Below are 23,144 nucleotides of genomic sequence, written 5' to 3'. Positions count from 1 at the left end.
TTACCGTCGAGACACCGCATCCCGAACGGAGAAGCATGTCTGAGCTCGGCTACACCCTGAAGGTCTTTCGTCGGATCGGGATGCTCAAGCCGCTTCCTCCGCACCGGCTGATCGGCGCGGGGCTGCAGCTGGCCAAGTGGGGTCCGGGCCTGCCGTCGGGCGTCAATGCCGCGGCCAAGCGCTTCCCGAAGCAGACCGCCATCATCGACGACGCCGGCGAGATCACGTGGTCCGGGCTGGCCGACCAGATCAACCAGTTCACGCAGGCGCTGAAGGACCGGGGCGTCGAGCCGGGCGACTCGATCGCCGTGCTCGCCCGCAACCACCGGCACATGATCGTCTCGATCGTGGCCATCATGCAGGCCGGCGGACGGGTGCTGCTGCTCAACACGATGGCGAGCCGCTCGCAGCTCGGCGAGCTCGCGAAGCGAGAGGACGCCTCGTGCGTCATCGTCGACCAGGAGTTCCTCGACGTCGCAGGTGACGTCGACCGATCGACGATCGTGCTGGGGTGGGCCGACCCCGATGCGCCGGGCGACATCCCGACCGTCGCGGGACTGTCCGCGGGCCAGCCCACCAAGGGCCATCCCAAGCCTGCGCGCCACGGCCAGATCATCATCTTCACCTCGGGAACCACGGGCCTGCCCAAGGGTGCGCGCCGTGAGGAGCCGAAGGACCTCAAGCCCCTCATCGCCTTCTTCGGCGCCATCCCCTACCGCGGCAACTCCACGATCGTCATCGCTGCGCCGCTGTTCCACTCCTGGGGCCTGATCAACTTCGCCTTCAACCTGTCGACGGCACCGACCTACGTCCTGCGGCGCCGCTTCGACCCGCTGCAGGTCATCCGCGACGTCGAGCAGCACCGGGCCGAGGCCCTTGTCGTCGTCCCGCTCATGATGCAACGCATGGTCGACGCCGATCCTGACGTCATCGCCCAGGCCGACGTCTCGTCGCTGCGCATCACCGCGAGCAGCGGGTCGGCGCTGGCCGGCGAGCTCGCCAACCACTACATGGACCTGTTCACCGACTCGGTCTACAACTTCTACGGCGCGACCGAGACCGGGTGGGTCACGATCGCCAGCCCGACCGACCTGCGGGAGGCCCCCGGAACGGCCGGCACCCCGCCGTTCCGCACGACGGTCAAGATCCTCGGGCCCGACGGCACCGAGGTGCCGCAGGGCGAGACCGGCGTCATCCACGTCGGCAACGACATGCCGTTCGGCGGCTACACCGACGGCAACACCAAGTCGTTCGCCGACGGTCTGATGAACAGTGGAGACGTCGGGCACTTCGACGAGAACGGCCGGCTCTTCGTCTCCGGCCGCGACGACGACATGATCATCTCCGGCGGGGAGAACGTCTTCCCTCGCGAGCTCGAGGACGCCCTCATCGAGCACCCGGACATCAGCGACGTGGTGGTCACGGGCATCACCGACGCGAAGTTCGGCCAGGTGCTCGCGGCCTACGTCGTCGTCAAGGACGGACGCTCGGTCAGCGAGGACGAGCTGAAGGCGTACGCCAAGGAGCGGGTCGCCCGCTTCGCCGTGCCGGCGCGGACGATGTTCCTCGACGAGCTGCCGCGCAACCCCACGGGCAAGGTCATGAAGCGCGAGCTGCCGGACTTCGAGTAGGCCGCGCGGCCGGCGGCACGGCCAGCAGCAGCCCCAGCACGAGCCCGGCGAGCGTCGTCGCGGCGCCGCCGGGACCAACGGGAGCCGTGGGGGTTCGGGCGGGATCGACCACCTCGGCGGTGGAGGTCGGTCGGTGCCCCGTCCCGGCGACGTCGACGGACCGGACCGCGAGGTAGGCGTTCGACACCGCGTCGGCGCCGCGTGCCGCTGTCTGGGGGGTGGACGCGCGATAGGTGACGTGCAGCACCCGGGAGTTGTCGACGCTGCGGGTCGTGGCGGCCTGCTCGAGCCCGTCGATCGACAGCTGCGGCTCGCCGAGGGCGTCGAGGGCCTCCGCGGAGACCCGCCGAGAGGACGCCAGCGCCTCCTCGGCCGCCATGTCGACGAGGGCGGGGTCGGCGGCATCGACCCGGACCACGGCGACGGCCTCGAAGCGGGTCGGGATCACGACGTGCATCGCCACGCCGGCGGCCAGGCCGACACAGGCGCCCACGAGGAGCGTGCGCCAGTGTCGTGCCGTCCGACGGCTCAGCTCGGTGAGGGTCAAGGTCTCCACCCGGCCAGTGTCGTGCCGACCGTCGGCCGGGGCGCGGAGTTGTCCACAGGCGGGGTCCGGGGGGCTGGTGGTCGACCGGCAGGTCGGCGATAACTGGTGCCATGGACGCCGATCCCGACACCACCATCGACACCGAGCTCATGATGCGCGCACGAGCCGAGGACCGCGAGGCCTTCGGGCTCCTGTTCGTGCGCCACCGGGAGGTCGCCGTCCGGGTCGCACGTCGACTCTCCGCGCGTCACGACGTCGACGACGTCGTGGCGGAGGCCTTCGCCCGGGTGCTGGCCCAGGTCGCCGACGGCCGCGGGCCCGTGACGTCGTTCCGCGCCTACCTGCTCACGGCCGTCCGGCACGAGGCGGCCAGGCGACGCGTCGTTGCTCGACGCTGGGACCTGCTGGCCGATCTCGACCCGGTGGCCGACGTCGTCGGGGTCGACGAGGTCGACGACGACGCCGTCCGCGCTGCGTGCCGCTCGCTGCCACCGCGCTGGCGCCAGGTGCTGTGGCAGCTCGAGGTCGAGGGGCGCCGGCCGCACGAGATAGCCGGCGAGCTGGGCCTGACGCCCAACGCCGTGTCGGCGCTGGGTCATCGCGCGAGAGCAGGGCTGCGCGCCGCCTACCTCGCTCGGTCTCAGGCGGCCTGACGGTGTCGCGGTCCGGGTGACTCACCACTGCTGGTGGCCTGTGGCAGGGTTGTCGCGTGGACATCGCCTACGACCCGCATCCGGACGGGCAGCCCGACCCGGGCGAGGTCGTGTGGACGTGGGTCCCGTTCGAGGACGATCCGAGCCAGGGCAAGGACCGACCTGTCCTGCTGATCGGCCGCGACGCGTCCGCGCTGGTCGCGCTGATGATGACGTCGAAGGACCACGACCGCGACCACGAGCAGGAGGCGCGGGACGGACGGTTCTGGTTCGACCTCGGCCCCGGTCCGTGGGACCCGGCCGGACGACCCAGCGAGGTGCGCCTCAACCGGTTCCTCGTCGTCGACCCGGCTGGCGTCCGCCGCGAGGGTGCTGTGCTCGACCGTCCGCGGTTCGACGCCGTGGTGGCCGCGCTGCAGCCGCACCTGCCTGCACGACTGGTCCAGGGATGAGCGAGGAGGGGCCGCGTCCGGTCGGACGGATCGACCGGTTCCAGCGCCGCCACCCGGTCGTCGGCTTCCCGATCGCGGTCGTCTACAAGTACTTCGACGACCAGGGCGCCTACCTGTCGGCGATCCTGACCTACTACGCGTTCATCGCGATCTTCCCGCTCCTGCTGCTCAGCACGTCGATCCTCGGCTTCGTGCTGCAGGGTGACGACGCCCTGCGGGACCGGCTGATCGACTCCGCGCTCAGCCAGTTCCCGATCATCGGCGACCAGCTGGGCAGGCCCGAGGGCCTGCAGGGCAGCACCGGCGCCATCATCGCGGGTGGGCTCACCGCCACGTACGGTGCGATGGGGCTCGGCCAGGCGATCCAGAACGCTGCCAACATCGCGTGGTCGGTACCGCGCAACAGTCGCGCCAACCCGTTCCTCCTGCGGCTGCGCAGCCTGGCGTTCCTGTCGATCGGCGGCCTCGGCATCCTCGCCCTGGCGATCGTGACGTCGGTGCTGTCCAATCCCGACGCGATCGGGACGAACCTCGAGCCGACCCTCGAGCGGCTCGTGCAGGTGGCCAGCTTCCTGCTCACGGTCATGATCTTCGCGGCGATCTTCCGGCTCGTCAGCCTGGGGCGTGCCAAGCTCCGGTCCGTCCTGCCGGGGGCGTTCGTCACGGGCGTCCTGTGGCAGGGGCTGCAGTGGGTCGGCAACACCTACGTTCGCGAGGTGATCGGCAAGGCCGACGACCAGGTCAACCAGACGTTCGCGCTGGTCCTCGGCCTGATGGCCTTCATCTACATCGCGTCGATCATGGTGGTGCTGGGTCTGGAGGTCAACGTCGTGAGGCGCCGGCGCCTCTACCCGCGCGCGCTGCTGACGCCCTTCACCGACAACGTGATCCTCACCGACGCCGACCAGAAGGCCTACGCCGCCTACGCCAAGTCGCAGCGGCACAAGGGCTTCCAGTCCGTCGAGGTGACGTTCGAGGAGCGCACGCCGCGCGAGCACGTCGACCGCACGGAGCCGATCGATCACGCCGACCGGACGGAGCGGATCGAGCGGACGGTGCCGCTCGATCGCGTGGAGCCGCAGCCGCAGGACGCTCCGTCGGACCGGCCCTGACGGTCCCGCAATTCACGGCGTGGTGTGCCGCCCACTAGGCTGGCTGCACGACCAGTGGTCGTCCTGATCGAGCGACATGAAGGTGGCATCATGCCCACGGGCAAAGTCAAGTGGTACGACGCAGACAAGGGCTTCGGCTTCCTGACCCAGGAGGACGGACCCGACGTCCACGTGCGCTCCGACGCCCTGCCCGCCGGCGTCACCACGTTGAAGGCCGGCACGCGGGTCGAGTTCGGCATCGTCCAGGGCAGCCGGGGCGACCAGGCCCTGCAGGTCCGCGTGCTCGACCCGGTCGGCTCGGTGTCGCGCTCGCAGTCGCAGGCCCGTCGCAAGGACCCCGAGGCGATGGCTGTCATCGTCGAGGACCTCATCCGGATGCTCGACGTCGTCGGCGAGGGCTACCGTCACGGCCGTCACCCGGACGCCAAGAAGGCCAAGCCGATCGCGCAGGTGCTGCGCGCCGTGGCGACCGAGCTCGAGCTCTGACCGACCGCACGACCGCCTAGAACCGGCGGGTCTGCTGGCTCTCGGGGTCGTACGACGGCGGCTGTGGCGCAGCCGCCGGGGCGGCATCGGGCCGGCGCGCCTTGGTCACCACGAATGCCAACCACACGATCAGCAGCGCGCCGATGACGAGCGAGCCGATCTGCGGTGTCGCGTCGAGGGTGAACAGGCCGATGCCGATGAGGCCGCCGGTGACCCAGCCCAGCTGCAGCAGCGTCTCGGACCGGGCGAACATGCTGGTGCGGACGCGCTCGGGCACGTCGCGCTGGATCAGCGCGTCGAGGCTGAGCTTGCCCAACGACTGGCAGATGCCGACGGTCAGGCCGAGGATCACTGCGGTCCACCAGGTGAAGAACACGCCCACCGTGGCGAGCACGACGACGTCGATGACCAGCACGCCGATGACGACCTGCTCGGGCCGACGGGAGCTCGCGGCCGAGCCGATCAGGGTGCCGATCGTGTTGCCGGCACCTGCACCGCCGACGACGAGGCCGAGCAGGATCGTGGCGTTGTAGTCCCAGCCCATCGAGGCGGGTGGCTCGCGCAGCGTGAACGCCATGAAGATCGTCAGGAAGCCCGACAGCAGCCGCAGGCCCGAGTTGCTGCGCAGCGCGTTGACGACGGCGCGGGTGATGCTGAGGCCCTTCTGGGGCCCGGAGGTGTGCGGGGTCAGGTCGACCTGCTCCTCGCCCTCGCTGGAGTCGACCTTCTCGGGCAGCAGGATCGCCAGGACGGTGCCGACCGCGAACAGCAGGGCCGCGTAGCGCAGGGCCCAGTCGGCGCCGATCGTGGCGGCACCGACGGCGAGCGGTGCCGAGATCGCCGCGGCCCCCGTGCCGGTCAGCGAGATCCGGGAGTTGGCCTTGACCAGCGTGAACGTCTCGGGCAGCAGCCGCGGGACGGCGGACGCGCGGGTCACGCCGTAGGCCTTGGACGACACGAGGCAGCCGAGGGCTGCGAAGTAGAACGCGGGGGACGCGTCGGCGACGGCACCCGCCAGGACCCAGCAGCAGAACGCCCGGATCGCGAGTGTGGCACCGATCGCCCAGCGACGACCGCGACGGAACCGGTCGAGGAACGGGCCGATGAGGGGGGCGACGACGGCGAACGGCAGCATCGTGAGCACCAGGAACAGGGCGACCTGCCCGGTGGCCTCGCCGGTGGGGACGGTGAAGAACAGCGTGCCGGCGAGCGAGATGGCGACGGCGGCGTCTCCGGCGGTGTTGAACGCGTGCAGCTCGAGCAGCCGCGAGAAGCCGCTCTCGCCGGCGCCTCCGGAGTGGGTGAACCGCCGGGCTCCGGTGAAGGCGGCAGTGCTGCCCTTGGCCACGGCGCGGGCCGTGCCGCGCGACAGGCGACCGACCCCCTGGGCGGTGCGGGCGATGCCCGACGGCGGGGGAGTGCCGGGACGCGTCTGCCCCTCGTCGTTCGCGGGGTCACGCGCGTAGTCGTACGGTCCCTCCGGTTCCTCCATGTCATCAATCCTGCCTCACCCCGAGAAGCGCGCGCGCCCAGACATGGGTCACAATTGAGGAATGCCCACTGATGCCCAGCTGTCCGCAGCCGTCGACACCGCCCGCGCGGCTGCTGACGGCGCCGCCGACGCCGGCACGGTCGGTGACCACCTGCGCGTCGTCGAGGACGGCGAGCGACTCGTCTCGCACCACTTCGCGTGCCTGAAGCCGGGCTACACGGGGTGGTACTGGTCGGTCAGCATCTCGCGGGCGCCCGAGAGCGACGAGATCACGGTCAACGACGTCGTCCTGCTGCCCGGCGACGACGCGATCGTCGCCCCGGCCTGGACGCCCTACCGCGATCGCATCCGCCCCGGCGACCTGAGCCCGGGCGACGTCCTGCCGCCCGACGAGGACGACGCGCGCCTCGTGCCCTCGTGGGCGGCCGGCGACGGCGACGAGCAGACTCCCGACCGGTTCTTCGCCCGCGAGGTCGGCCTCGGCCGCGAGTGGGTGCTCTCGTTCGAGGGCCGCGAGATGGCCGCCGAGCGTTGGCAGGAGGGTGATCAAGGACCTGACGCCCCGATCGCCCAGCAGGCCTCGGGCGTGTGCCACTCGTGCGGCTTCATGGTGAGCCTCGCCGGCCCGCTCTCGGAGCGGTTCGGCGTCTGCGCCAACGGCATGGCCAACGACGACGGCCGTGTCGTGTCGTTCGACCACGGCTGCGGCGCCCACTCAGGTGCCCGCCTGAGCCGAGCGGCGAGCGCCCAGAAGCTCCCGGACCCGGTGTTCGACACCCTCACCCGCGACGAGGTCGAGGGCCTCTAGGCCTCGCTCGTCCCCGCAGCACCCGACGCCCCACGTGAGTCCGCTCACGTGGGGCGTTCGCGACTTGCCCGCGGACACTTCCAGACGTATGGTTGCAGCATGCAACTAAAGACCGAGACCGCCCCCCAGACGTCTGCCAGCGGCGACGAGCTGAGCCACCGCGAGATCATGGAGGTCTTGTTCGGCCTCCTCGCGGCCCTCTTCACCGCCATCCTCAGCAGCACGATCGTGTCGAACGCGCTGCCGACGATCATCGCCGACCTCGAGGGGTCGCAGACCCAGTACACGTGGGTCGTGACCGCCTCGCTGCTCGCGATGACGGTGTCGACGCCCATCTGGGGCAAGCTCTCGGACCTGATGAACAAGAAGGCGCTCGTCCAGATCTCGATCGTCATCTTCGTCATCGGATCGATGCTGGCGGGCCTGTCGCGCAACCTGCCCGAGCTGATCTCGATGCGAGTCGTCCAGGGCATCGCGATGGGTGGTCTGACGGCCAACGCCCAGTCGATCATCGGCTCGATCATCCCGCCGCGCCAGCGTGGCCGCTACAGCGGCTACATGGGCGCCACGATGGCGGTCGCGACGGTCAGCGGCCCGCTCCTCGGTGGCCTGATCGTCGACACGCCCGGGCTCGGCTGGCGCTGGACGTTCTTCGTCTGCGTGCCGCTCGCGGTCATCAGCCTGATCGTGCTGCAGAAGTACCTTCGCATCGCCACGGTGCGCCGCAAGGTCAACTTCGACTACGTCGGTGCGGTCCTCATCGCGATCGCCGCGAGCCTCCCGCTGCTGTGGGTGACCTTCGCCGGCGACTCGTTCGACTGGATCTCGTGGCAGACCGCAGCGTTCCTCGGAGGCACCGTCCTGGCCGCCGTGCTCGTCGTGCGGGTCGAGCTGCGCCACCCCGAGCCGCTGCTCCCCATCGCGGTCGTGCGGGAGCGCACCACGGCGCTGGCGATCATCGGCAGCGTCGCCGTCGGCATCGCGATGTTCGGCGGATCGGTCTTCATCGGCCAGTACTTCCAGGTCGCCGGCGGACGCACGCCGACCGAGGCCGGGCTCCTGACGATCCCCCTGATGGTCGGCTCGCTGTTCGGCACGCTGCTCTCGGGCCAGCTCATCACGCGCTACGGACGGTGGAAGCGGTTCCTGGTCATCGGCTCGGTCTCGCTGATCCTCGGCATGGGTCTGCTCTCGACGATCAGCCACACCACGCCGGAGTGGCACGCGATGGCCTTCATCGCCTTCGTCGGCATCGGCATGGGCATGCTGCTGCAGAACTACGTCCTCGCGGTGCAGAACACCGTCGACGTCTCGCAGGTCGGTGCCTCCAGCGCCACGGTGGCCTTCTTCCGCTCCCTGGGTGGTGCGGTCGGCGTCTCGGTGCTCGGCGCGATCCTCGCCTCGCAGGTCAAGGGCGACGTCACGTCGAAGCTCTCGGCGCTGGGCATCGACTCCGCGGGTGGCGGCGGGTCGCTGCTCGACGTCAAGAGCCTGCCTCCGCAGGTCGCCGAGGTCGTCCGCGCCGCCTACGGCGACGCGACCGGAACGATCTTCGGGGTGGCAGCCGTCGTCGCGGTGCTGAGCCTCGTGGCGGCCCTGCTGATCAAGGAGGTCCCGCTGCGCACCACGGTCCGCAAGGCAAGCGACGTGGACGCCGACCTCACGGCGTGAGGCGACTCAGTCGCCCTTGCGGCGCCGCCCGGGCTGCATCCGCAGCGCGTTGCGGCGCCGCCTGCAGTACTCGATGCCGATGAGGCCGAGGCCGAAGCCGGCCACGGCGGTCCAGAGCCACCAGGTGCGGCCGTTCTCCTCCAACGTGCCGAGGAACGGCAGCAGGGCGATGCCGATGACGCCCCAGACGATCGTGCCGACGGTCATGGTGCGGACGCCGTCGACGTCCATCGGCTCGACCTCGGCGACGCGGTGCGTCGTGTTGCCGATCTCGAGCTCGGTGAGCTCAGGGCGGCCGAACTCGTGGCGCCGGGCGGCCCGCTCGAGGCGGGCGATCTCGCGGTGCCCCATCTTGCGCTCGATGGTCTCAGGACCGTCGCCCTGCTGGATCATCCACTCGTCGTCGTCGCTCACGCCGTCGTCTCCGTCGAACAGGCATGGTTCGAGGACGCCGGCGTGATGGCCTCGTGATTCGTTCGCTGACGCTCGCTCACCCCCTCACACTACCCGCCCGGATCGTGGGACCGCCGTCCTGCTGTCATGCTGGAGGACCATGAATCCGCGTCACCGTCGCCTGCTGATCCCCGGCCTTCTCGTCGCGCTGCTCGTCATCGTCGTGGTGAGCTCGCTGGCGAACAAGGCCGATGCCGCCACCTCCGGCGGTGAGCCGGTCAGCCGCCTGGAGGATCCCCGCATCACGGAGTCGAGCGGGCTCGTCGTCAGCCGCACCGACGACGACCTGGCCTACACGATCAACGACTCGGGCAGCGCGGCCGCGATCTATGCGGTGCAGATCTCGACCGGCGCGACGGTCGGCACGCTCACGCCCGTCGTGACGTGGGTCGACACGGAGGCGCTGTCGATCGACGCCGACGGCACGCTCTGGGTCGCCGACACCGGCGACAACGACCGCCAGCGCAGCGACATCGCGCTCTACTCGGTGCCCGAGTTCGGCCGCACCGACATCTCGGCGGCGGCGGTCAAGCGGTATCCCCTCACCTATCCCGAGGGGCCGCGCGACGTCGAGGCGCTCGTCGTCAACCCGAGGACCGACGAGAAGTACCTGCTCACCAAGGGCCTGCTCGGGGGCGAGGTCTTCGCGCTCCCCGACGACCTGGTGGCTGACCAGCCCAACCGCGTCACGGCCCTCGACGGCGCCGTCCCCGGCGTCATCACCGACGCCGCGTTCACCCCCGACGGCCGCCACGTCATCGCCCGCAACTACTCACGGGCCTTCGTCCTCGACCCGAAGACGTGGAAGGAGGTCGACACGATCGACCTCCCGCCCGCAGACCAGGGTGAGACCCTCGCGACCGAGCTCGGCGGGAAGACGTTCCTCGTCGGCAGCGAAGGGGGCGGATCGCCGCTGTTCCGCGTGGACTTCACGGCGCCGACGCCCGAGGTCGCGGCGACCACGCCGGCCGGCGGCACGACCACGGTCACCCCGCCGCCCGGCGGCAGCGGGTTCGCCGGGGCCACGTGGTTCTGGGCGGCGCTCGTGATCGTCCTGCTCGGCGTCGTCAGCGCCGCCGCGACGCACCAGCGCTGACGTCGGGTCGACACACCGCTGTCGCGGCCGGACGGCGTCTGGCATGCTCGTTCGTCGACGAACGCCCGCCCGACCAGGAGTGCCATGACCCGCACGCTCGAGCAGTACTTCAAGATCTCCGCCCGGGGATCGACGATCGGCCGGGAGGTGCGCGGCGGTGTCGTGACCTTCCTGACGATGGCCTACATCATCGTCCTCAACCCGATCATCCTCGCGGGCGTGGCCGACCAGGACGGCAACTTCCTGGGCGGCGGCACCGAGCCGGGGTCGGGCTTCGCGACGATCGCGGTCGCCACTGCGCTGGTGGCGGGACTGCTGACGATCCTCATGGGCGTCGTCGCCAACTTCCCGCTGGCGCTGGCCACGGGTCTGGGCCTCAACGCGTTCGTCGCCTACTCGGTCGCCACCCAGATGACGTGGGCCGACGCGATGGGGCTCGTCGTCCTCGAGGGGCTCATCATCCTGGTGCTGGTGCTCACCGGCTTCCGCAAGGCAGTCTTCGACGCGGTGCCACGTCAGCTGAAGACCGCGATCGCGGTCGGCATCGGCCTGTTCATCGCGTTCATCGGCTTCGTCGACGCCGGCTTCGTGCGGACCACCGGCAACGCTGCCCCCCCGGTCAGTCTCGGCATCGGCGGCAACCTCGCCGGGTGGCCCGTGCTGGTCTTCAGCATCGGCCTGCTCATCATGATCGCCCTGCACGCCCGGGGCGTGCCCGGCGCGATCCTCATCGGCATCGCGGCCACGACGGTCCTGGCCGGCATCGTCCAGGCGATCGCCGACGTGCCCGGCAGCAACGGCGACCCCACGTCGAAGGGCTGGAACCTCAACGTGCCGTCGTGGCCCGACAGCCTGGTCGAGAAGCCCGACTTCTCGCTGCTCGGCGAGTTCTCGCTGTTCGGCTCGTTCGAGCGGGTCGGCTTCGTGACCGCGGCGCTGCTGATCTTCACCCTGCTGCTGGCCGACTTCTTCGACACCATGGGCACGATGACGGCGATCGGCGCCGAGGCGGGCCTCAACGACGAGGACGGGACGCCCGAGGGCGCCCAGCGCATCCTCGTGGTCGACTCCATCGCGGCCGCGGCCGGTGGTGCCGCGGGCGTCTCGAGCAACACGTCGTACATCGAGTCGGCCGCCGGTGTCGGCGACGGTGCGCGGACCGGCCTCGCGTCGGTCGTCACCGGCCTGCTGTTCCTGCTGTCGACCTTCTTCGCCCCGCTCGTGCAGCACATCCCCAACGAGGCCGCCGTCCCGGCGCTGGTCCTGGTCGGCTTCTTGATGATGAGCCAGGTCAAGGGCATCGACTGGACGGACGACGAGATCGCGATCCCGGCGTTCCTCACGATCGCGCTCATGCCGTTCGCCTACTCGATCACCGCCGGCATCGGCGCGGGCTTCATCGTTTACGTCGTGATCAAGGCCGTCAAGGGCAAGGCGTCGGCCGTCTCGCCGCTGCTGTGGCTCATCAGCATCCTGTTCGTCGTCTACTTCGCGATCGATCCGATCTCGCGGTGGGTCAGCTGAGCGGACTCTTCGATACGTTGGCCCCATGCTGATCGCACTCGGAGACAAGATCCCTCAGGTCGCGGACGGCGCGTGGGTCGCGCCGACCGCCGTGCTCGCCGGCTCGGTCGTGATCGGCGAGGGCGCGAGCGTCTGGTACGGCGCGGTCCTGCGGGCCGACAACGAGCCCATCACGATCGGGGCGCGGAGCAACGTGCAGGACAACGCGGTGTTCCACGTCGACAAGGGCAAGCCGGTCGTCCTCGGCGAGGGGGTGTCGGTCGGCCACGGCGCCGTCATCCACGGCGCGACGGTCGAGGACCACGTGCTGGTCGGCATGAGCGCCACGATCATGAACGGCTCGGTGATCGGTGCGGAGTCGCTGGTGGCGGCCGGCGCCCTGGTGCTCGAGGGGACGGTCGTGCCGCCGCGGTCGCTCGTCGCGGGCGTGCCTGCCAAGGTGCGCCGTGAGCTGAGCGACGCCGAGGTCGAGACCCTGCACCGCAACGCCGAGATCTACCAGGAGCATCGCGAGCTCCACCGCGCCGGGACCGTCGTCACCTAGCAGCGCTGTCCTCCCGAGGGACCTGTCGTCAGCCCGGGGTGGATCTCCCTCGGGCGGACGAAGGATGCCGCGGGGAGAGCGTCTGCCCCCTCCAGCTGGCGGAGGGACCGTGGTCAACCGTCAGAGGTGGGCGACCACGTGGTCGATCGACTGCGTCAGACGGGTGATGTCGTCGGGGTCGACCGCAGGGAACATCGCGATGCGCAGCTGGTTGCGACCCAGACCCCGGTAGCTGTCGACGTCGACGATGCCGTTGTCGCGCAGGACGGCCGTGACGGCGTCCTGCTCGACCCCGTGGAGGTCGATCGTGCCGACGACCTGCGAACGCTCGGCCGGGGCGGTGACGAAGGGCGACGCGTAGGACGACGCCTCGGCCCAGGTGTAGAGGCGTGAGGACGAGTCGGCCGTGCGGGTCACGGCCCAGTCGAGACCACCCTGGTCGAGCATCCACCGCACCTGCTGCTCCATCAGGAAGAGCGTCGCCAGGGCCGGGGTGTTGTAGGTCTGGTTCTTGACCGAGTTGTCGATCGCGACCGGCAGGTCGAGGAATCCGGGGATGTGCCGTCCGCTCGCCTTGACCCTCTGGGCCCGATCCATCGCAGCCGGCGACATCAGTGCGATCCAGAGGCCGCCGTCGGAGGCGAACCCCTTCTGCGGGGCGAAGTAGTAGACGTCGGTCTCGGCGACGTCGACGGGCAGGCCGCCGGCGCCCGACGTTGCGTCGACCAGGACGAGCGCCCCGTCGTCGACGTCGCAGGGCCGCGCGACCGGCAGCATGACGCCGGTCGAGGTCTCGTTGTGCGCCCACGCGTAGACGTCGACGCCGGCGGTCGCGTGGGGGAGCGGGTGGGTCGACGCAGCGGTCTCCAGCACCTCGGGATCGTCGAGGAACGGGGCGCCCGCGACAGCAGTCGCGAACTTGCGGGAGAACTCGCCGTGCACAAGGTGCTGCGAGCGCCGCTCGACCAGGCCGAACGTCGCAGCGTCGAAGAAGGCGTGCGACCCGCCCACGCCGAGCACGACCTCGTAGCCGTCGGGCAGCGCGAAGAAGGTGCTGAGTCCCTCGCGGAGACGTCCCACGAGGTCCTTGACGGGGGCCTGACGGTGCGACGTGCCCATCAGGGAGGTGCCGGTCGCGGCGAGGGCGTCGAGCGCCTCGACGCGGACCTTGGAGGGGCCGGACCCGAAACGTCCGTCCTGAGGCAGGAGCTCGGCGGGGATCTTCACGGCACCATTGTCTCAGCCGCGCGTCGAGACGGGGCCTGGAGTGCCGCAGCGGGGCGGTTGCTGCGGTCTGAGCTCGACGACGAGGACGGCGCGCTGCACTGGCTGGACGCGTCGCCGTACGGTTGAGCCTGTGTGGACCTGGGTGGACGGCGCGGAGGACATCGCGGTCGACGGCGGCTTCGCGGTGGGCGACCCCACCGGCTGGCCGGCGCTGACCGCCGACTTCGACGAGCTGCTGCCGCAGCTGCCCGACGGCTTCGACCACCCGGTCGACAGCGCCGTCGACGATGACGGGGACGGCGTCGTGGACGGTGTCATCACGACGATCCTCATGGTCACCGGGCGCCGCCGCACGACGGCCTACCCCATCACCGCCACCCCGGCCGAGCACGTCCAGGTGCTCGACCTGGCCGGCTTCCTGGTCGAGGTCGACGGGTCGTCGTCGTAACAGGACCGTCACATTCGTCACATTGAGTGGCCGGGGTCACAGGGTGTTCGTACGATGCCCCCTATGGCATCTGACGGACCCGCAGTCGAGGTCGCCCTCTCCGAGGGACTCGAGCACACCCAGGACGAGTGGGAGAAGGCGACGGCGGCGGTTCTCCGCAAGTCGCGCCGGCTCGCCGACGACGCACCCGACGCCGACGTCTGGGCGAAGCTCGCCACCACGACGCTCGACGGCATCTCGGTCACCCCGCTCGGCACCCCGGCCCTGAGCGCCGAGCTGACGGACGGCGGCCTGCCGGGCCAGGCTCCCTTCACCCGGGGCGCCACCGCGACGCGCGAGCTCGACGGCTGGGACGTCCGCGCGTGGTTCACCGACCCCGATGCCGAGCGCACGGCCCGCGACGTCGTGACCGACCTCGAGAACGGCGTCAACTCGCTCTGGATCTCCGCAGGCACCGGGGGAGTGCCGATCGACGCGCTCGCGACGATCCTCGAGCCGGTGTTCGTCGACCTGGCGGCCGTCACCCTCGACGCACCGTTCGAGCCGCTCGAGGCGGCCCGGGCCCTGGCCGCGGTCATCGCCGACAAGGGTGTCGACGCGGCGCCCGGCACGAGCTTCGGCGCCGACCCGGTCGGTGCGGCCTTCCGCGGTCGCGGGGTGGTCGACTTCGAGGCGGCCGTCGAGATCGCACGGCTGGCCCAGCCGCTGGGGGTCCGCGCCCTCACGGTCGACGCGACCGCCGTCCACGACGCCGGCGCGTCCGACGTCCAGGAGCTGGCCTACTCGCTCGCGACGGGGGCGCAGTACCTGCGCACGCTGGGCGAGGCGGGGTTCAGCGTCGACGAGGCCGCCGCCCTGATCGACTTTCGCTACGCCGCGACCGACGAGCAGTTCCCGACGATCGCCAAGCTCCGTGCCGCCCGTCGGCTCTGGAACCGGGTGGTCGAGCTCAGCGGGGTCACGACCGCCGCGGCCGGACAGATGCAGCACGCGGTGACGTCCCGTCCGATGATGGCGTCGTACGACCCCTACGTGAACATGCTCCGCACGACCGTCGCGGCCTTCGCCGCCGGTGTGGGCGGCGCCGCGGCCGTCACGGTGCTGCCGTTCGACGAGCCGCTGGGCCTCCCGGAGCCGTTCAGCCGTCGCATCGCCCGCAACACGTCGAGCCTGCTGATCAGCGAGTCGCACGTCGCCGAGGTCACCGACCCGGCGGGCGGATCGCACGCCGTCGAGAAGCTGACCGACGACCTGGCTCGCGCCGCGTGGGCGCTGTTCGGCGAGATCGACGCGACCAGCAGCCTCGAGGCCGCGCTCGACCTCGTGCGCACCCGGGTCGAGGCGACGGTCTCGGAGCGGGCTCTCGCGATCGCCAGGCGTCGCCGCCCCATCACCGGCGTCTCGGAGTTCCCCAACCTCCACGAGGACCTGCCGGAGCGGCGTCCGTACGACCGGCCGCTCGAGGTGCACCGCTACGCGGGCGAGTTCGAGGCGCTGCGGGCGACTCCCGCGTCCACCCCGGTCTTCCTGGCCTCGATGGGCACGATCGCCGCGTTCACGGCCCGCTCGACGTTCGCCGCCAACCTGCTCGCCGCCGGTGGCGTCGACACCGTGGTGGCCGGCCCGACCGAGGGCGTCGACGACGTCCTCGCGGCCCACCGCGAGGCTGGCACCTCGGCGGTCGTCTGCCTCGTCGGCAACGACGTGGCCTATCAGGAGTGGGGTTCCGAGCTGGTCACGGCCCTGCGAGGAGCCGGCGCGACGTACGTCGTGCTCGCCGGCAAGGCCGACGTGGGGGCAGACACGACCATCGCGATGGGAGTCGACGCGCTCGCCTTCCTCCGCTCGATCCGAGAGGAGCTCACCGCATGAGTATTCCCGACAGCTTCCAGGGGCTCCCGCTCGATCCGGAGCAGCCCTACGAGCCCGACGCCGACGCCTATGCGCGCGCGACCGACGGCGCCGAGCCGTGGGCCTCGCCCGAGGGCATCGACGTCGAGGGCCTCTACACCGCCGCTGACCTCGAGGGCCTCGACGGCCTCGACACCTATCCGGGCCTGACACCGTTCCTGCGCGGGCCCTACCCGGCGATGTACACGACGCAGCCGTGGACGATCCGCCAGTACGCCGGCTTCTCGACCGCCGAGGAGTCCAACGCGTTCTACCGTCGCAACCTCGCCGCGGGCCAGAAGGGTCTCTCGGTCGCCTTCGACCTCGCGACCCACCGGGGCTACGACTCCGACAACCCGCGCGTCGTCGGCGACGTCGGCATGGCCGGCGTGGCGATCGACTCGATCTACGACACGCGCAAGCTGTTCGAGGGCATCCCCCTCGACGAGATGAGCGTGTCGATGACGATGAACGGCGCCGTGCTGCCGGTGCTCGCGCTCTACATCGTCGCGGCGGAGGAGCAGGGGGTGCCGCCCGAGAAGCTCTCCGGGACCATCCAGAACGACATCCTCAAGGAGTTCATGGTCCGCAACACCTACATCTACCCGCCGGCACCGTCGATGCGGATCATCTCCGACATCTTCGCCTACACGGCGCAGAGGATGCCGCGGTTCAACTCGATCTCGATCTCCGGCTACCACATCCAGGAGGCCGGGGCGACGAACGACCTCGAGCTCGCCTACACGTTGGCCGACGGTGTCGAGTACATCCGCGCGGGCCTCGACGTGGGCCTGGACATCGACGCCTTCGCGCCGCGGCTGAGCTTCTTCTGGGCCATCGGCATGAACTTCTACATGGAGGTCGCCAAGCTGCGGGCCGCCCGCGCCCTGTGGGCCCAGCTCGTCGCCGACTTCAACCCGAAGAACCCCAAGAGCCTGAGCCTGCGCACGCACAGCCAGACGTCCGGCTGGTCGCTGACCGCGCAGGACGTGTTCAACAACGTCGGCCGCACCGCCATCGAGGCGATGGCCGCGACGCAGGGCCACACCCAGTCGCTGCACACCAACGCCCTCGACGAGGCCATCGCGCTGCCGACCGACTTCAGCGCCCGCATCGCCCGCAACACCCAGCTGCTGCTGCAGCAGGAGTCGGGCACGACCGACATCATCGACCCGTGGGGCGGCTCATACTACGTCGAGCGGCTGACCCACGACCTCGCCAACCGGGCCTGGGCGCACATCCAGGAGGTCGAGAAGGCCGGCGGCATGTCCAAGGCCATCGAGGCAGGCATCCCCAAGATGCGCATCGAGGAGGCGGCAGCCCGTACGCAGGCCCGCATCGACGCAGGCACGCAGGCCGTCATCGGCGTCAACACCTATCGCCTCGCCGACGAGGACCCGCTCGACGTGCTCAAGGTCGACAACAAGGCCGTCTACGCCTCGCAGATCGCCAAGCTCGAGCGGCTGAGGGCCGAGCGCAACCAGGACGAGGTCGACGCGGCGCTCGCGGCCCTGACCCGCAGCGCGGAGCGTGGCTCGGCCAGCGACGGCTCGCTCGACGACAACCTGCTGACCCTGGCGGTCGACGCGGCGCGGGCCAAGGCCACCGTCGGCGAGATCTCCGACGCGCTGGAGAAGGTCTACGGGCGCCACCAGGCGGTCATCCGTACGATCTCTGGTGTGTACCGCACCGAGGCCGGCCAGGCCGGCAACGTCGCCCAGGTCATCGCGGCGACCGAGGAGTTCGAGAAGGCCGAGGGCCGCCGCCCCCGCATCCTGGTCGCCAAGATGGGCCAGGACGGGCACGACCGCGGCCAGAAGGTCATCGTGACGGCGTTCGCCGACATGGGCTTCGACGTCGACGTTGGCCCGCTGTTCTCAACGCCCGAGGAGGTCGCCCAGCAGGCGATCGACGCCGACGTGCACATCGTGGGCGTCTCCTCGCTCGCGGCGGGGCACCTGACGCTGCTGCCGGCGCTCAAGGAGTCGCTCGCCGAGCTCGGTCGACCCGACATCATGGTCGTCATCGGTGGTGTCATCCCGCCCGACGACGTGCAGACGTTGATCGACATGGGTGCGGCAGCGGTCTTCCCGCCGGGCACGGTCATCGCCGACTCGGCGCTCGACCTGCTCGACAAGCTGCGCACGACGCTCGCCCCGTGACGGGCGGGGTCTGATGGTCGACGTCGCGGAGCTGGCCGACGACGTCCAGGTCGGCAAGCGGGCCGCGATCTCGCGTGCCATCACCCTGGTCGAGTCGAGCCGGGCCGACCACCGGGCCGAGGCCCGCGAGCTGCTTGGCATCCTCAACGAGGCGGCCGGCGGCGCCATCCGGGTCGGCATCTCGGGTGTGCCCGGCGTCGGCAAGTCGACGTTCATCGAGGCGCTCGGCACCCACCTGATCGACGAGGGGCACCGGGTCGGCGTGCTCGCGGTCGACCCGTCGAGCGTCCGGACGGGCGGGTCGGTGCTCGGCGACAAGACCCGCATGGCCCGGCTGTCGGTGAGCCCCGACGCCTACATCCGGCCATCGCCCAGCGCCGGCACCCTCGGTGGCGTGGCCCGGGCCACCAGCCAGGCCATGACGGTCCTGGAGTCCGCCGGGTACGACGTGATCCTGGTCGAGACCGTCGGTGTCGGTCAGTCCGAGATCACGGTCGCCGGGATGGTCGACACGTTCCTGTTCCTCACGATCGCGCGCACGGGCGACCAGCTGCAGGGCATCAAGAAGGGCATCCTGGAGATCTCCGACGTGATCGCGGTCAACAAGGCCGACGGCGAGCGCGTGCAGGAGGCCGAGGCGACGTCGAAGGACCTCGCCGGTGCGCTGCGTCTGGTCTATGCCGGCACGCAGGACTGGGTGCCTCCCGTGCTGACCTGCTCGGCCGTCGAGGGCACCGGCATCGACACGGTCTGGAGCCGGATCATCCGGCACCGCGAGTTCATGGGCAGCAAGGGTCTGCGCGAGAAGCGGGCGCAGCAGCAGCTCGACTTCACCTGGGCCCTCGTCCGTGACGAGCTCGACCAGCGCCTGCGCACCGACCCGACCGTCGCGTCGGTCCGGGCCGAGATCCGCGAGGCGGTGCTCTCGGGCGAGATGCCCGCCGCGACCGCCGCCGACAAGATCCTCGAGGCGTACGACTCCTGACGTCTCAAACCCCCCGGAGGGGGTCGTGATCGTCACGTCCTGCGAGCAGGCGGCCCACCCCGGTGCTGTGACAGGATCAGGCGGTGAAGAGAACTGTGACGACCCACCTCGAGCTCCACTGCTGGAACCCTGCCGACCTGGTCCTCTCCGTCGCCGTCGCGGCGGGCAGCCCGGTGGTCTCCGAGACGCTGACGATCATCGCCAGTGGCCAGCCGGTCGAGCCGACCGAGCTGGTGGGTGAGCACGGGACCCGTCTGCACCGCCTGACCGGCCCGACGGGCCCCGTCACGATCGACTACCGGGCCGAGCTCGACGGACTCGCCGACCCCGCCGCCGACCGCGAGCTCGACATCATCACCTACCGACGTCCGAGCCGCTACTGCGAGTCCGACACCCTGTTCGCCACGGCCAAGTCGGAGTTCGTCGGACTGTCCGGCAAGGACCTGCTCGACGCCGTGAGCTCCTGGGTCGGCGACCGCCTGTCGTACGTCCCCGGCGCGAGCCAGCCCACCGACGGTGCCGTCGCGACCTTCCTGGCGCGCAAGGGCGTGTGCCGTGACTACGCGCACCTGGTGGTGGCCCTGCTCCGCGCCCTCGACGTGCCGGCCCGCCTGGTGTCGGTCTATGCCCCCGGCCTCTCGCCGATGGACTTCCACGCTGTCGCGGAGGCCTACATCGATGGACGATGGAACGTCGTCGACGCGACGACGTTGGCTCCCCGCAGCAGTCTCGTACGGATCGCCACCGGTCAGGACGCCTCGGAGACCGCGTTCCTCTCGCAGCACTGGGCTGCCGTGGACCTGCGCTGGATGGAGGTCACCGCGGTCGTCGACGAGCTTCCTCAGGACGACCTGCAGGCGCTCGTCCAGCTGCGCTGACGGTCGGCCCGGTCAGCCGCGGCGCTGCGCCGCCTCGGCCGCCGCGCGCAGGCTGTCGACGGTGAGCCGCGGGCCGTAGCCCGGAGTGTCGGGCTGGATGCGCCAGCCCTCGGCCAGGGGGCCGAGGTCGACGACGTCGAAGCCGATCTCGTCGATGAACGCCGCGACGGTGGCCTTGGCGGCCTCGTCGTCACCCGCCACGACCAGCGCGCGGCGGTCGGCTGAGCCCGCGGGCTGTGCGTGCTCGGTGATGTGGTCGGACTGGATGTGGTTGAACGCCTTCACGACGTGTGCGCCGACGAGGTGGGCCTGGAGCAGCTCGGCGCTGGTCGTGGACTCGTCGTCGAGAGCATCGACGTGGCCGTCGCGCTGGGGATAGTAGTTGTTGGTGTCGATGACGGTCTTGCCGACGAGGGGCTCGACGGGGACGGTCGAGATCGCCTTGAGCGGGATGGTCACGACGACGAGGTCACCGACCGTCGCCGCCTCCTCGGGAGTCGCCGCCCGGGCGTCGGGGCCGAGCTCGGCGACGAGGTCCGTCAGGGTCTCGGGTCCGCGGGAGTTGCTGATGACGACCTGGTGGCCGTGTGCTGTTGCTGCGCGAGCGATCTGGCTGCCGATGTGGCCGGCGCCGATGAGTCCGATGGTGGTCATGACTGGGTCAACTGCCGAGGCCTGGCGGGCATTCCGCCCCGGACGTGGCGATGCGGAGGCGAGGGAGCGCCTCCGCATCCAGGGGTCCCCCGAGGGAGTACTCGGAAGGACTAGGCCCTGTAGTCCTAATTAACTAGTTCCTCGCCAAAAGTCAAGACTGCACTTATCGCCGGAAGTTCGTTACGGTCTTTCACAGAGGCACCGACGCGCAAGCGTCATGGGGCCGGCCGTCTCGGGGGGATGGCCGGCCCCCTCTCATGTCCGGACGGCGTCGTGGCGCCGTCAGCGGAGCTCGAGGGCGCCGAACTCGACCGTGCCGGTGCGCATCGTCGTCCAGCCGCCGATGCGCCAGTCGGAGCCCTCCTGCCGCAGGAACAGCGATGCGCTCGTCGGCACGGTCATCATGTCGTCGGTGTCGTCGTCGGTGTCGAACACCGGCACGGCGGCCGAGGCGGTGAACGTCGCGACGATGCGCGGCTGCGACTTCGAGCGGTCGACCCGGATCGCGACCTTCGACCACGTGGGGTTGATCCACGCGGCCCGCTGGCGATAGCCCCGGGTCGTGAACGCCGGACCGTAGAACACCCGTCCCTCGCCGGCCAGGGCGTGGTCGGCGCCGCCGCCGTCGTCGGCCCGCAGGAGCACCAGGCCGAGGTCGTCGGCGGCCGTCCGGTCGCCGGGCGAGCTGACGAAGCGGTCGATCCGGGGACTATAGGTCTGTGCCGTGGCGGCCGTCAGGGCGGGCAGAACGAAGTCGAAGTCGCCGGCTGCGTACGAGGTGCGGGGAAGCGACAGGCGCGAGTAGCGCTGCTCGAACATGAACCGCACCGCGGCGCACGCGGCCGCATCGGTGGCCTCGGCACCGAAGACCTGCTCGGCCTCGGCCGCGCCGGTCGTCCGCACCGCGGGGCACCAGTCGACCGTCGGACCCGACGCCGTGGTGCCGTCGGGACGTCCCGGCCAGGTGCCCTTGACGTCCAGGGGCGCCCGGTCGGCGGTCTCCTCCGGCTCGGCCGTGGCGGGTGCGGTCGTCGTGGCGGAGGCTTGCGGGGTGCCCGACGGTCGCGCGGAGGGGCTGTCGTCACCCGCACCCGCGACGACGCCGTCAGGCGAGGACAGGCCGATCGCGACGCTCAGGGTCACGACAACAGCGATGACGCCGGCGAGGATCGTGACCCATCTGGACTTCACCGGCCTCACTCTAGGCGAGTCGCTCGGGGAGAAAAGAATCTGGGTTTGTCCGCGCCGGCGCGGACAAACCCAGATCTTCTCGTCTCAGTGGCGGTGCAGGGTCAGCTGTTGGCCCAGTCCGGGTTCCAGCCCTCGACCTCGTCGGCGCGGCGCGAGGCCGGGCCGGTGTAGATCGCGGAGGGACGGATCAGACGTCCGGTGCGCTTCTGCTCCAGGATGTGCGCGCTCCACCCGGCGGTGCGGGCGGAGGTGAACATCGCCGTGAACATGTGCGGCGGGATCTCGGCGTAGTCGAGGATGATCGCGGCCCAGAACTCGACGTTGGTCTCGAGCACGCGGTCGGGACGACGCTCCTTGAGCTCCTTGAGCGCGGCCTCCTCGAGCGCGATGGCGACCTCGGCGCGGGGAGCGTTGAGCTCCTTGGCCGTACGGCGCAGCGTGCGGGCCCGGGGGTCCTGCGCGCGGTAGACGCGGTGGCCGAAGCCCATCAGGCGCTCTCCGGCGTCAAGCTGCTCCTTGACGTACTTCTCGGCGTCGCCGGACTTCTCGACGGCCTCGATCATCGTCAGCACGCGGGCCGGGGCGCCGCCGTGCAGGGGCCCCGACATCGCGCCGACCGCACCCGAGAGCGCAGCGGCAGCGTCGGCGCCCGTGGAGGCGATGACGCGGGCCGTGAAGGTCGAGGCGTTCATGCCGTGCTCGGCCGCGGAGACCCAGTAGGCGTCGATGGCCTTGACGTGGTCGGGGTTGACCTCGCCACGCCAGCGCGTCAGGAAGCGCTCGGTGATCGTCGAGCACTTGTCGATCTCGGCCTGCGGGACCATCGGCTGCCCGACGCCGCGAGCGGCCTGGGCGACGTAGGACAGGACCATGACCGCGGTGCGGGCGAGATCCTCTCGTGCCTGGGTGTCGTCGATGTCGTAGAGCTGCTTCATGCCCCAGGCGGGGGCCGTCAGCGCGATGGCGCTCTGGACGTCGGCGCGGATGTCGCCGGAGTGGACGGGGATCGGGAACGGCTCGGCGGGCGGCAGACCGGGATCGTACGTCCCGTCGACCAGGAGGCCCCAGATCTTCTCGAAGGGGACGCGCCCGACGAGGTCGTCGATGTCGACGCCGCGATAGCGAAGCGCAGACCCTTCCTTGTCAGGTTCGGCAATCTCGCTCTCGAACGCGATGACGCCTTCAAGTCCGTGGTGCACTTCAGTCATACGGTGCATTCTGCCCTGCGCCATTACCTTGG

General features: G+C 70.6%; 22 protein-coding genes. 15 read left to right on the top strand and 7 right to left on the bottom strand.

Features of this window, described 5'->3' with window-relative positions; genetic code table 11:
* The first annotated feature begins 35 nt into the window (after nucleotides 1-35).
* The gene (locus HQK15_RS00780) at nucleotides 36-1,631 is read left to right on the top strand and encodes an AMP-binding protein (RefSeq protein WP_173489540.1); all 1,596 of its coding nucleotides are present in this window, start codon (nucleotides 36-38) and stop codon (nucleotides 1,629-1,631) included.
* Here the strand turns inward: HQK15_RS00780 and HQK15_RS00775 are convergent.
* On the bottom strand, nucleotides 1,600-2,187 hold the full coding sequence (locus HQK15_RS00775) for a YveK family protein (RefSeq protein ID WP_173489539.1): 588 nt from the start codon (nucleotides 2,185-2,187) through the stop codon (nucleotides 1,600-1,602). The two genes, HQK15_RS00780 and HQK15_RS00775, sit on opposite strands and share 32 nt — an antisense overlap.
* A gap of 101 nt (nucleotides 2,188-2,288) precedes the next feature.
* Between HQK15_RS00775 and HQK15_RS00770 the strand changes: the two genes are divergently transcribed.
* From HQK15_RS00770 to HQK15_RS00755, 4 genes are all read left to right on the top strand, one after another.
* Entirely contained in the window at nucleotides 2,289-2,831 is a 543-nt protein-coding gene (locus HQK15_RS00770) for an RNA polymerase sigma factor (RefSeq protein WP_173489538.1), read from the top strand.
* 56 nt (nucleotides 2,832-2,887) lie between these two features.
* Nucleotides 2,888-3,283, top strand: a complete 396-nt coding sequence (locus HQK15_RS00765; RefSeq protein ID WP_367649011.1) for a type II toxin-antitoxin system PemK/MazF family toxin — start codon at nucleotides 2,888-2,890, stop codon at nucleotides 3,281-3,283.
* Nucleotides 3,280-4,395 (top strand): YihY/virulence factor BrkB family protein, encoded by a 1,116-nt coding sequence (locus HQK15_RS00760; protein WP_173489537.1) that lies wholly within the window; start codon nucleotides 3,280-3,282, stop codon nucleotides 4,393-4,395. The genes HQK15_RS00765 and HQK15_RS00760 overlap by 4 nt, the downstream gene beginning before the upstream one ends.
* A gap of 90 nt (nucleotides 4,396-4,485) precedes the next feature.
* Nucleotides 4,486-4,881 carry a cold-shock protein gene (locus HQK15_RS00755; RefSeq protein ID WP_173489536.1) on the top strand — a complete coding sequence of 132 codons (396 nt, stop codon included), beginning with the start codon at nucleotides 4,486-4,488 and terminating at the stop codon, nucleotides 4,879-4,881.
* A gap of 16 nt (nucleotides 4,882-4,897) precedes the next feature.
* On the opposite strand, the gene HQK15_RS00750 is transcribed toward HQK15_RS00755, so the two are convergent.
* Nucleotides 4,898-6,373: an MFS transporter gene (locus HQK15_RS00750; protein WP_173489535.1), complete on the bottom strand. Its 1,476-nt coding sequence runs from the start codon at nucleotides 6,371-6,373 to the stop codon at nucleotides 4,898-4,900.
* 61 nt (nucleotides 6,374-6,434) lie between these two features.
* On the opposite strand from HQK15_RS00750, the gene HQK15_RS00745 reads away from it, so the two are divergent.
* Entirely contained in the window at nucleotides 6,435-7,181 is a 747-nt protein-coding gene (locus tag HQK15_RS00745; protein WP_173489534.1) for a DUF3027 domain-containing protein, read from the top strand.
* A 99-nt stretch (nucleotides 7,182-7,280) separates the two neighbouring features.
* On the top strand, nucleotides 7,281-8,852 hold the full coding sequence (locus HQK15_RS00740) for an MDR family MFS transporter (protein ID WP_173489533.1): 1,572 nt from the start codon (nucleotides 7,281-7,283) through the stop codon (nucleotides 8,850-8,852).
* Nucleotides 8,853-8,858: 6 nt separating this feature from the next.
* On the opposite strand, the gene HQK15_RS18935 is transcribed toward HQK15_RS00740, so the two are convergent.
* Nucleotides 8,859-9,266 carry a hypothetical protein gene (locus HQK15_RS18935; RefSeq protein ID WP_367649010.1) on the bottom strand — a complete coding sequence of 136 codons (408 nt, stop codon included), beginning with the start codon at nucleotides 9,264-9,266 and terminating at the stop codon, nucleotides 8,859-8,861.
* A 139-nt stretch (nucleotides 9,267-9,405) separates the two neighbouring features.
* Here HQK15_RS18935 and HQK15_RS00730 point away from each other — a divergent pair, with 139 nt between their 5' ends.
* The 3 genes from HQK15_RS00730 (at nucleotide 9,406) to HQK15_RS00720 (ending at nucleotide 12,469) form a co-directional block, all read left to right on the top strand.
* A complete protein-coding gene (locus HQK15_RS00730; protein WP_173489532.1) occupies nucleotides 9,406-10,401 on the top strand; it encodes an SdiA-regulated/phytase-like domain-containing protein in 996 nt (331 codons plus the stop codon).
* 84 nt (nucleotides 10,402-10,485) lie between these two features.
* Nucleotides 10,486-11,925, top strand: a complete 1,440-nt coding sequence (locus tag HQK15_RS00725) for an NCS2 family permease (protein ID WP_173489531.1) — start codon at nucleotides 10,486-10,488, stop codon at nucleotides 11,923-11,925.
* A gap of 25 nt (nucleotides 11,926-11,950) precedes the next feature.
* On the top strand, nucleotides 11,951-12,469 hold the full coding sequence (locus HQK15_RS00720) for a gamma carbonic anhydrase family protein (protein ID WP_173489530.1): 519 nt from the start codon (nucleotides 11,951-11,953) through the stop codon (nucleotides 12,467-12,469).
* Nucleotides 12,470-12,589: 120 nt separating this feature from the next.
* Here HQK15_RS00720 and serC read toward each other — a convergent pair whose 3' ends face one another.
* Nucleotides 12,590-13,696 (bottom strand): phosphoserine transaminase, encoded by a 1,107-nt coding sequence (serC, locus tag HQK15_RS00715; protein ID WP_173489529.1) that lies wholly within the window; start codon nucleotides 13,694-13,696, stop codon nucleotides 12,590-12,592.
* A 130-nt stretch (nucleotides 13,697-13,826) separates the two neighbouring features.
* Between serC and HQK15_RS00710 the strand changes: the two genes are divergently transcribed.
* The 5 genes from HQK15_RS00710 to HQK15_RS00690 all read left to right on the top strand — a co-directional run bounded on the left by HQK15_RS00710 (nucleotide 13,827) and on the right by HQK15_RS00690 (nucleotide 20,059).
* Complete coding sequence (locus tag HQK15_RS00710) at nucleotides 13,827-14,144, top strand: hypothetical protein (RefSeq protein WP_173489528.1); 318 nt, start codon at nucleotides 13,827-13,829, stop codon at nucleotides 14,142-14,144.
* 63 nt (nucleotides 14,145-14,207) lie between these two features.
* Complete coding sequence (locus HQK15_RS00705) at nucleotides 14,208-16,016, top strand: methylmalonyl-CoA mutase family protein (RefSeq protein WP_173489527.1); 1,809 nt, start codon at nucleotides 14,208-14,210, stop codon at nucleotides 16,014-16,016.
* Nucleotides 16,013-18,196, top strand: a complete 2,184-nt coding sequence (gene scpA / locus HQK15_RS00700; protein WP_173489526.1) for a methylmalonyl-CoA mutase — start codon at nucleotides 16,013-16,015, stop codon at nucleotides 18,194-18,196. The genes HQK15_RS00705 and scpA overlap by 4 nt, the downstream gene beginning before the upstream one ends.
* 13 nt (nucleotides 18,197-18,209) lie before the next feature.
* Nucleotides 18,210-19,181, top strand: a complete 972-nt coding sequence (gene meaB, locus HQK15_RS00695) for a methylmalonyl Co-A mutase-associated GTPase MeaB (RefSeq protein ID WP_173489525.1) — start codon at nucleotides 18,210-18,212, stop codon at nucleotides 19,179-19,181.
* An 83-nt stretch (nucleotides 19,182-19,264) separates the two neighbouring features.
* A complete protein-coding gene (locus tag HQK15_RS00690; protein WP_173489524.1) occupies nucleotides 19,265-20,059 on the top strand; it encodes a transglutaminase-like domain-containing protein in 795 nt (264 codons plus the stop codon).
* 12 nt (nucleotides 20,060-20,071) lie between these two features.
* Here the strand turns inward: HQK15_RS00690 and HQK15_RS00685 are convergent, their stop codons facing one another.
* The 3 genes from HQK15_RS00685 to HQK15_RS00675 all read right to left on the bottom strand — a co-directional run bounded on the left by HQK15_RS00685 (nucleotide 20,072) and on the right by HQK15_RS00675 (nucleotide 23,112).
* Nucleotides 20,072-20,791 carry an NADPH-dependent F420 reductase gene (locus tag HQK15_RS00685; protein WP_367649009.1) on the bottom strand — a complete coding sequence of 240 codons (720 nt, stop codon included), beginning with the start codon at nucleotides 20,789-20,791 and terminating at the stop codon, nucleotides 20,072-20,074.
* A gap of 204 nt (nucleotides 20,792-20,995) precedes the next feature.
* The gene (locus HQK15_RS00680) at nucleotides 20,996-21,904 is read right to left on the bottom strand and encodes a hypothetical protein (protein ID WP_173489522.1); all 909 of its coding nucleotides are present in this window, start codon (nucleotides 21,902-21,904) and stop codon (nucleotides 20,996-20,998) included.
* 101 nt (nucleotides 21,905-22,005) lie between these two features.
* Entirely contained in the window at nucleotides 22,006-23,112 is a 1,107-nt protein-coding gene (locus HQK15_RS00675; protein WP_173489521.1) for a citrate synthase 2, read from the bottom strand.
* Between the last annotated feature and the right edge of the window lie 32 nt (nucleotides 23,113-23,144).

Source organism: Aeromicrobium stalagmiti, from assembly GCF_013283745.1.
Classification (GTDB): Bacteria; Actinomycetota; Actinomycetes; order Propionibacteriales; family Nocardioidaceae; genus Aeromicrobium; species Aeromicrobium stalagmiti.
Note: the sequence above shows the minus strand (reverse complement) of the source record. Positions and strands in the feature narration are given on the sequence as shown.

What these genes read in the sequence shown, in the direction of transcription:
- scpA (WP_173489526.1), top strand. Translation starts at nt 16,013, where the DNA reads ATGAGTATTCCCGACAGCTTCCAGGGGCTCCCGCTCGATCCGGAGCAG.
- HQK15_RS00720 (WP_173489530.1), top strand. Translation starts at nt 11,951, where the DNA reads ATGCTGATCGCACTCGGAGACAAGATCCCTCAGGTCGCGGACGGCGCG.
- HQK15_RS00675 (WP_173489521.1), bottom strand. Translation starts at nt 23,112, where the DNA reads ATGACTGAAGTGCACCACGGACTTGAAGGCGTCATCGCGTTCGAGAGC.
- HQK15_RS00685 (WP_367649009.1), bottom strand. Translation starts at nt 20,791, where the DNA reads ATGCGGAGGCGCTCCCTCGCCTCCGCATCGCCACGTCCGGGGCGGAAT.
- meaB (WP_173489525.1), top strand. Translation starts at nt 18,210, where the DNA reads ATGGTCGACGTCGCGGAGCTGGCCGACGACGTCCAGGTCGGCAAGCGG.
- HQK15_RS00750 (WP_173489535.1), bottom strand. Translation starts at nt 6,373, where the DNA reads ATGGAGGAACCGGAGGGACCGTACGACTACGCGCGTGACCCCGCGAAC.
- HQK15_RS00760 (WP_173489537.1), top strand. Translation starts at nt 3,280, where the DNA reads ATGAGCGAGGAGGGGCCGCGTCCGGTCGGACGGATCGACCGGTTCCAG.
- HQK15_RS00740 (WP_173489533.1), top strand. Translation starts at nt 7,281, where the DNA reads ATGCAACTAAAGACCGAGACCGCCCCCCAGACGTCTGCCAGCGGCGAC.
- HQK15_RS00725 (WP_173489531.1), top strand. Translation starts at nt 10,486, where the DNA reads ATGACCCGCACGCTCGAGCAGTACTTCAAGATCTCCGCCCGGGGATCG.
- HQK15_RS00745 (WP_173489534.1), top strand. Translation starts at nt 6,435, where the DNA reads ATGCCCACTGATGCCCAGCTGTCCGCAGCCGTCGACACCGCCCGCGCG.
- HQK15_RS00780 (WP_173489540.1), top strand. Translation starts at nt 36, where the DNA reads ATGTCTGAGCTCGGCTACACCCTGAAGGTCTTTCGTCGGATCGGGATG.
- HQK15_RS00730 (WP_173489532.1), top strand. Translation starts at nt 9,406, where the DNA reads ATGAATCCGCGTCACCGTCGCCTGCTGATCCCCGGCCTTCTCGTCGCG.
- HQK15_RS00705 (WP_173489527.1), top strand. Translation starts at nt 14,208, where the DNA reads ATGGCATCTGACGGACCCGCAGTCGAGGTCGCCCTCTCCGAGGGACTC.
- HQK15_RS00755 (WP_173489536.1), top strand. Translation starts at nt 4,486, where the DNA reads ATGCCCACGGGCAAAGTCAAGTGGTACGACGCAGACAAGGGCTTCGGC.
- HQK15_RS00770 (WP_173489538.1), top strand. Translation starts at nt 2,289, where the DNA reads ATGGACGCCGATCCCGACACCACCATCGACACCGAGCTCATGATGCGC.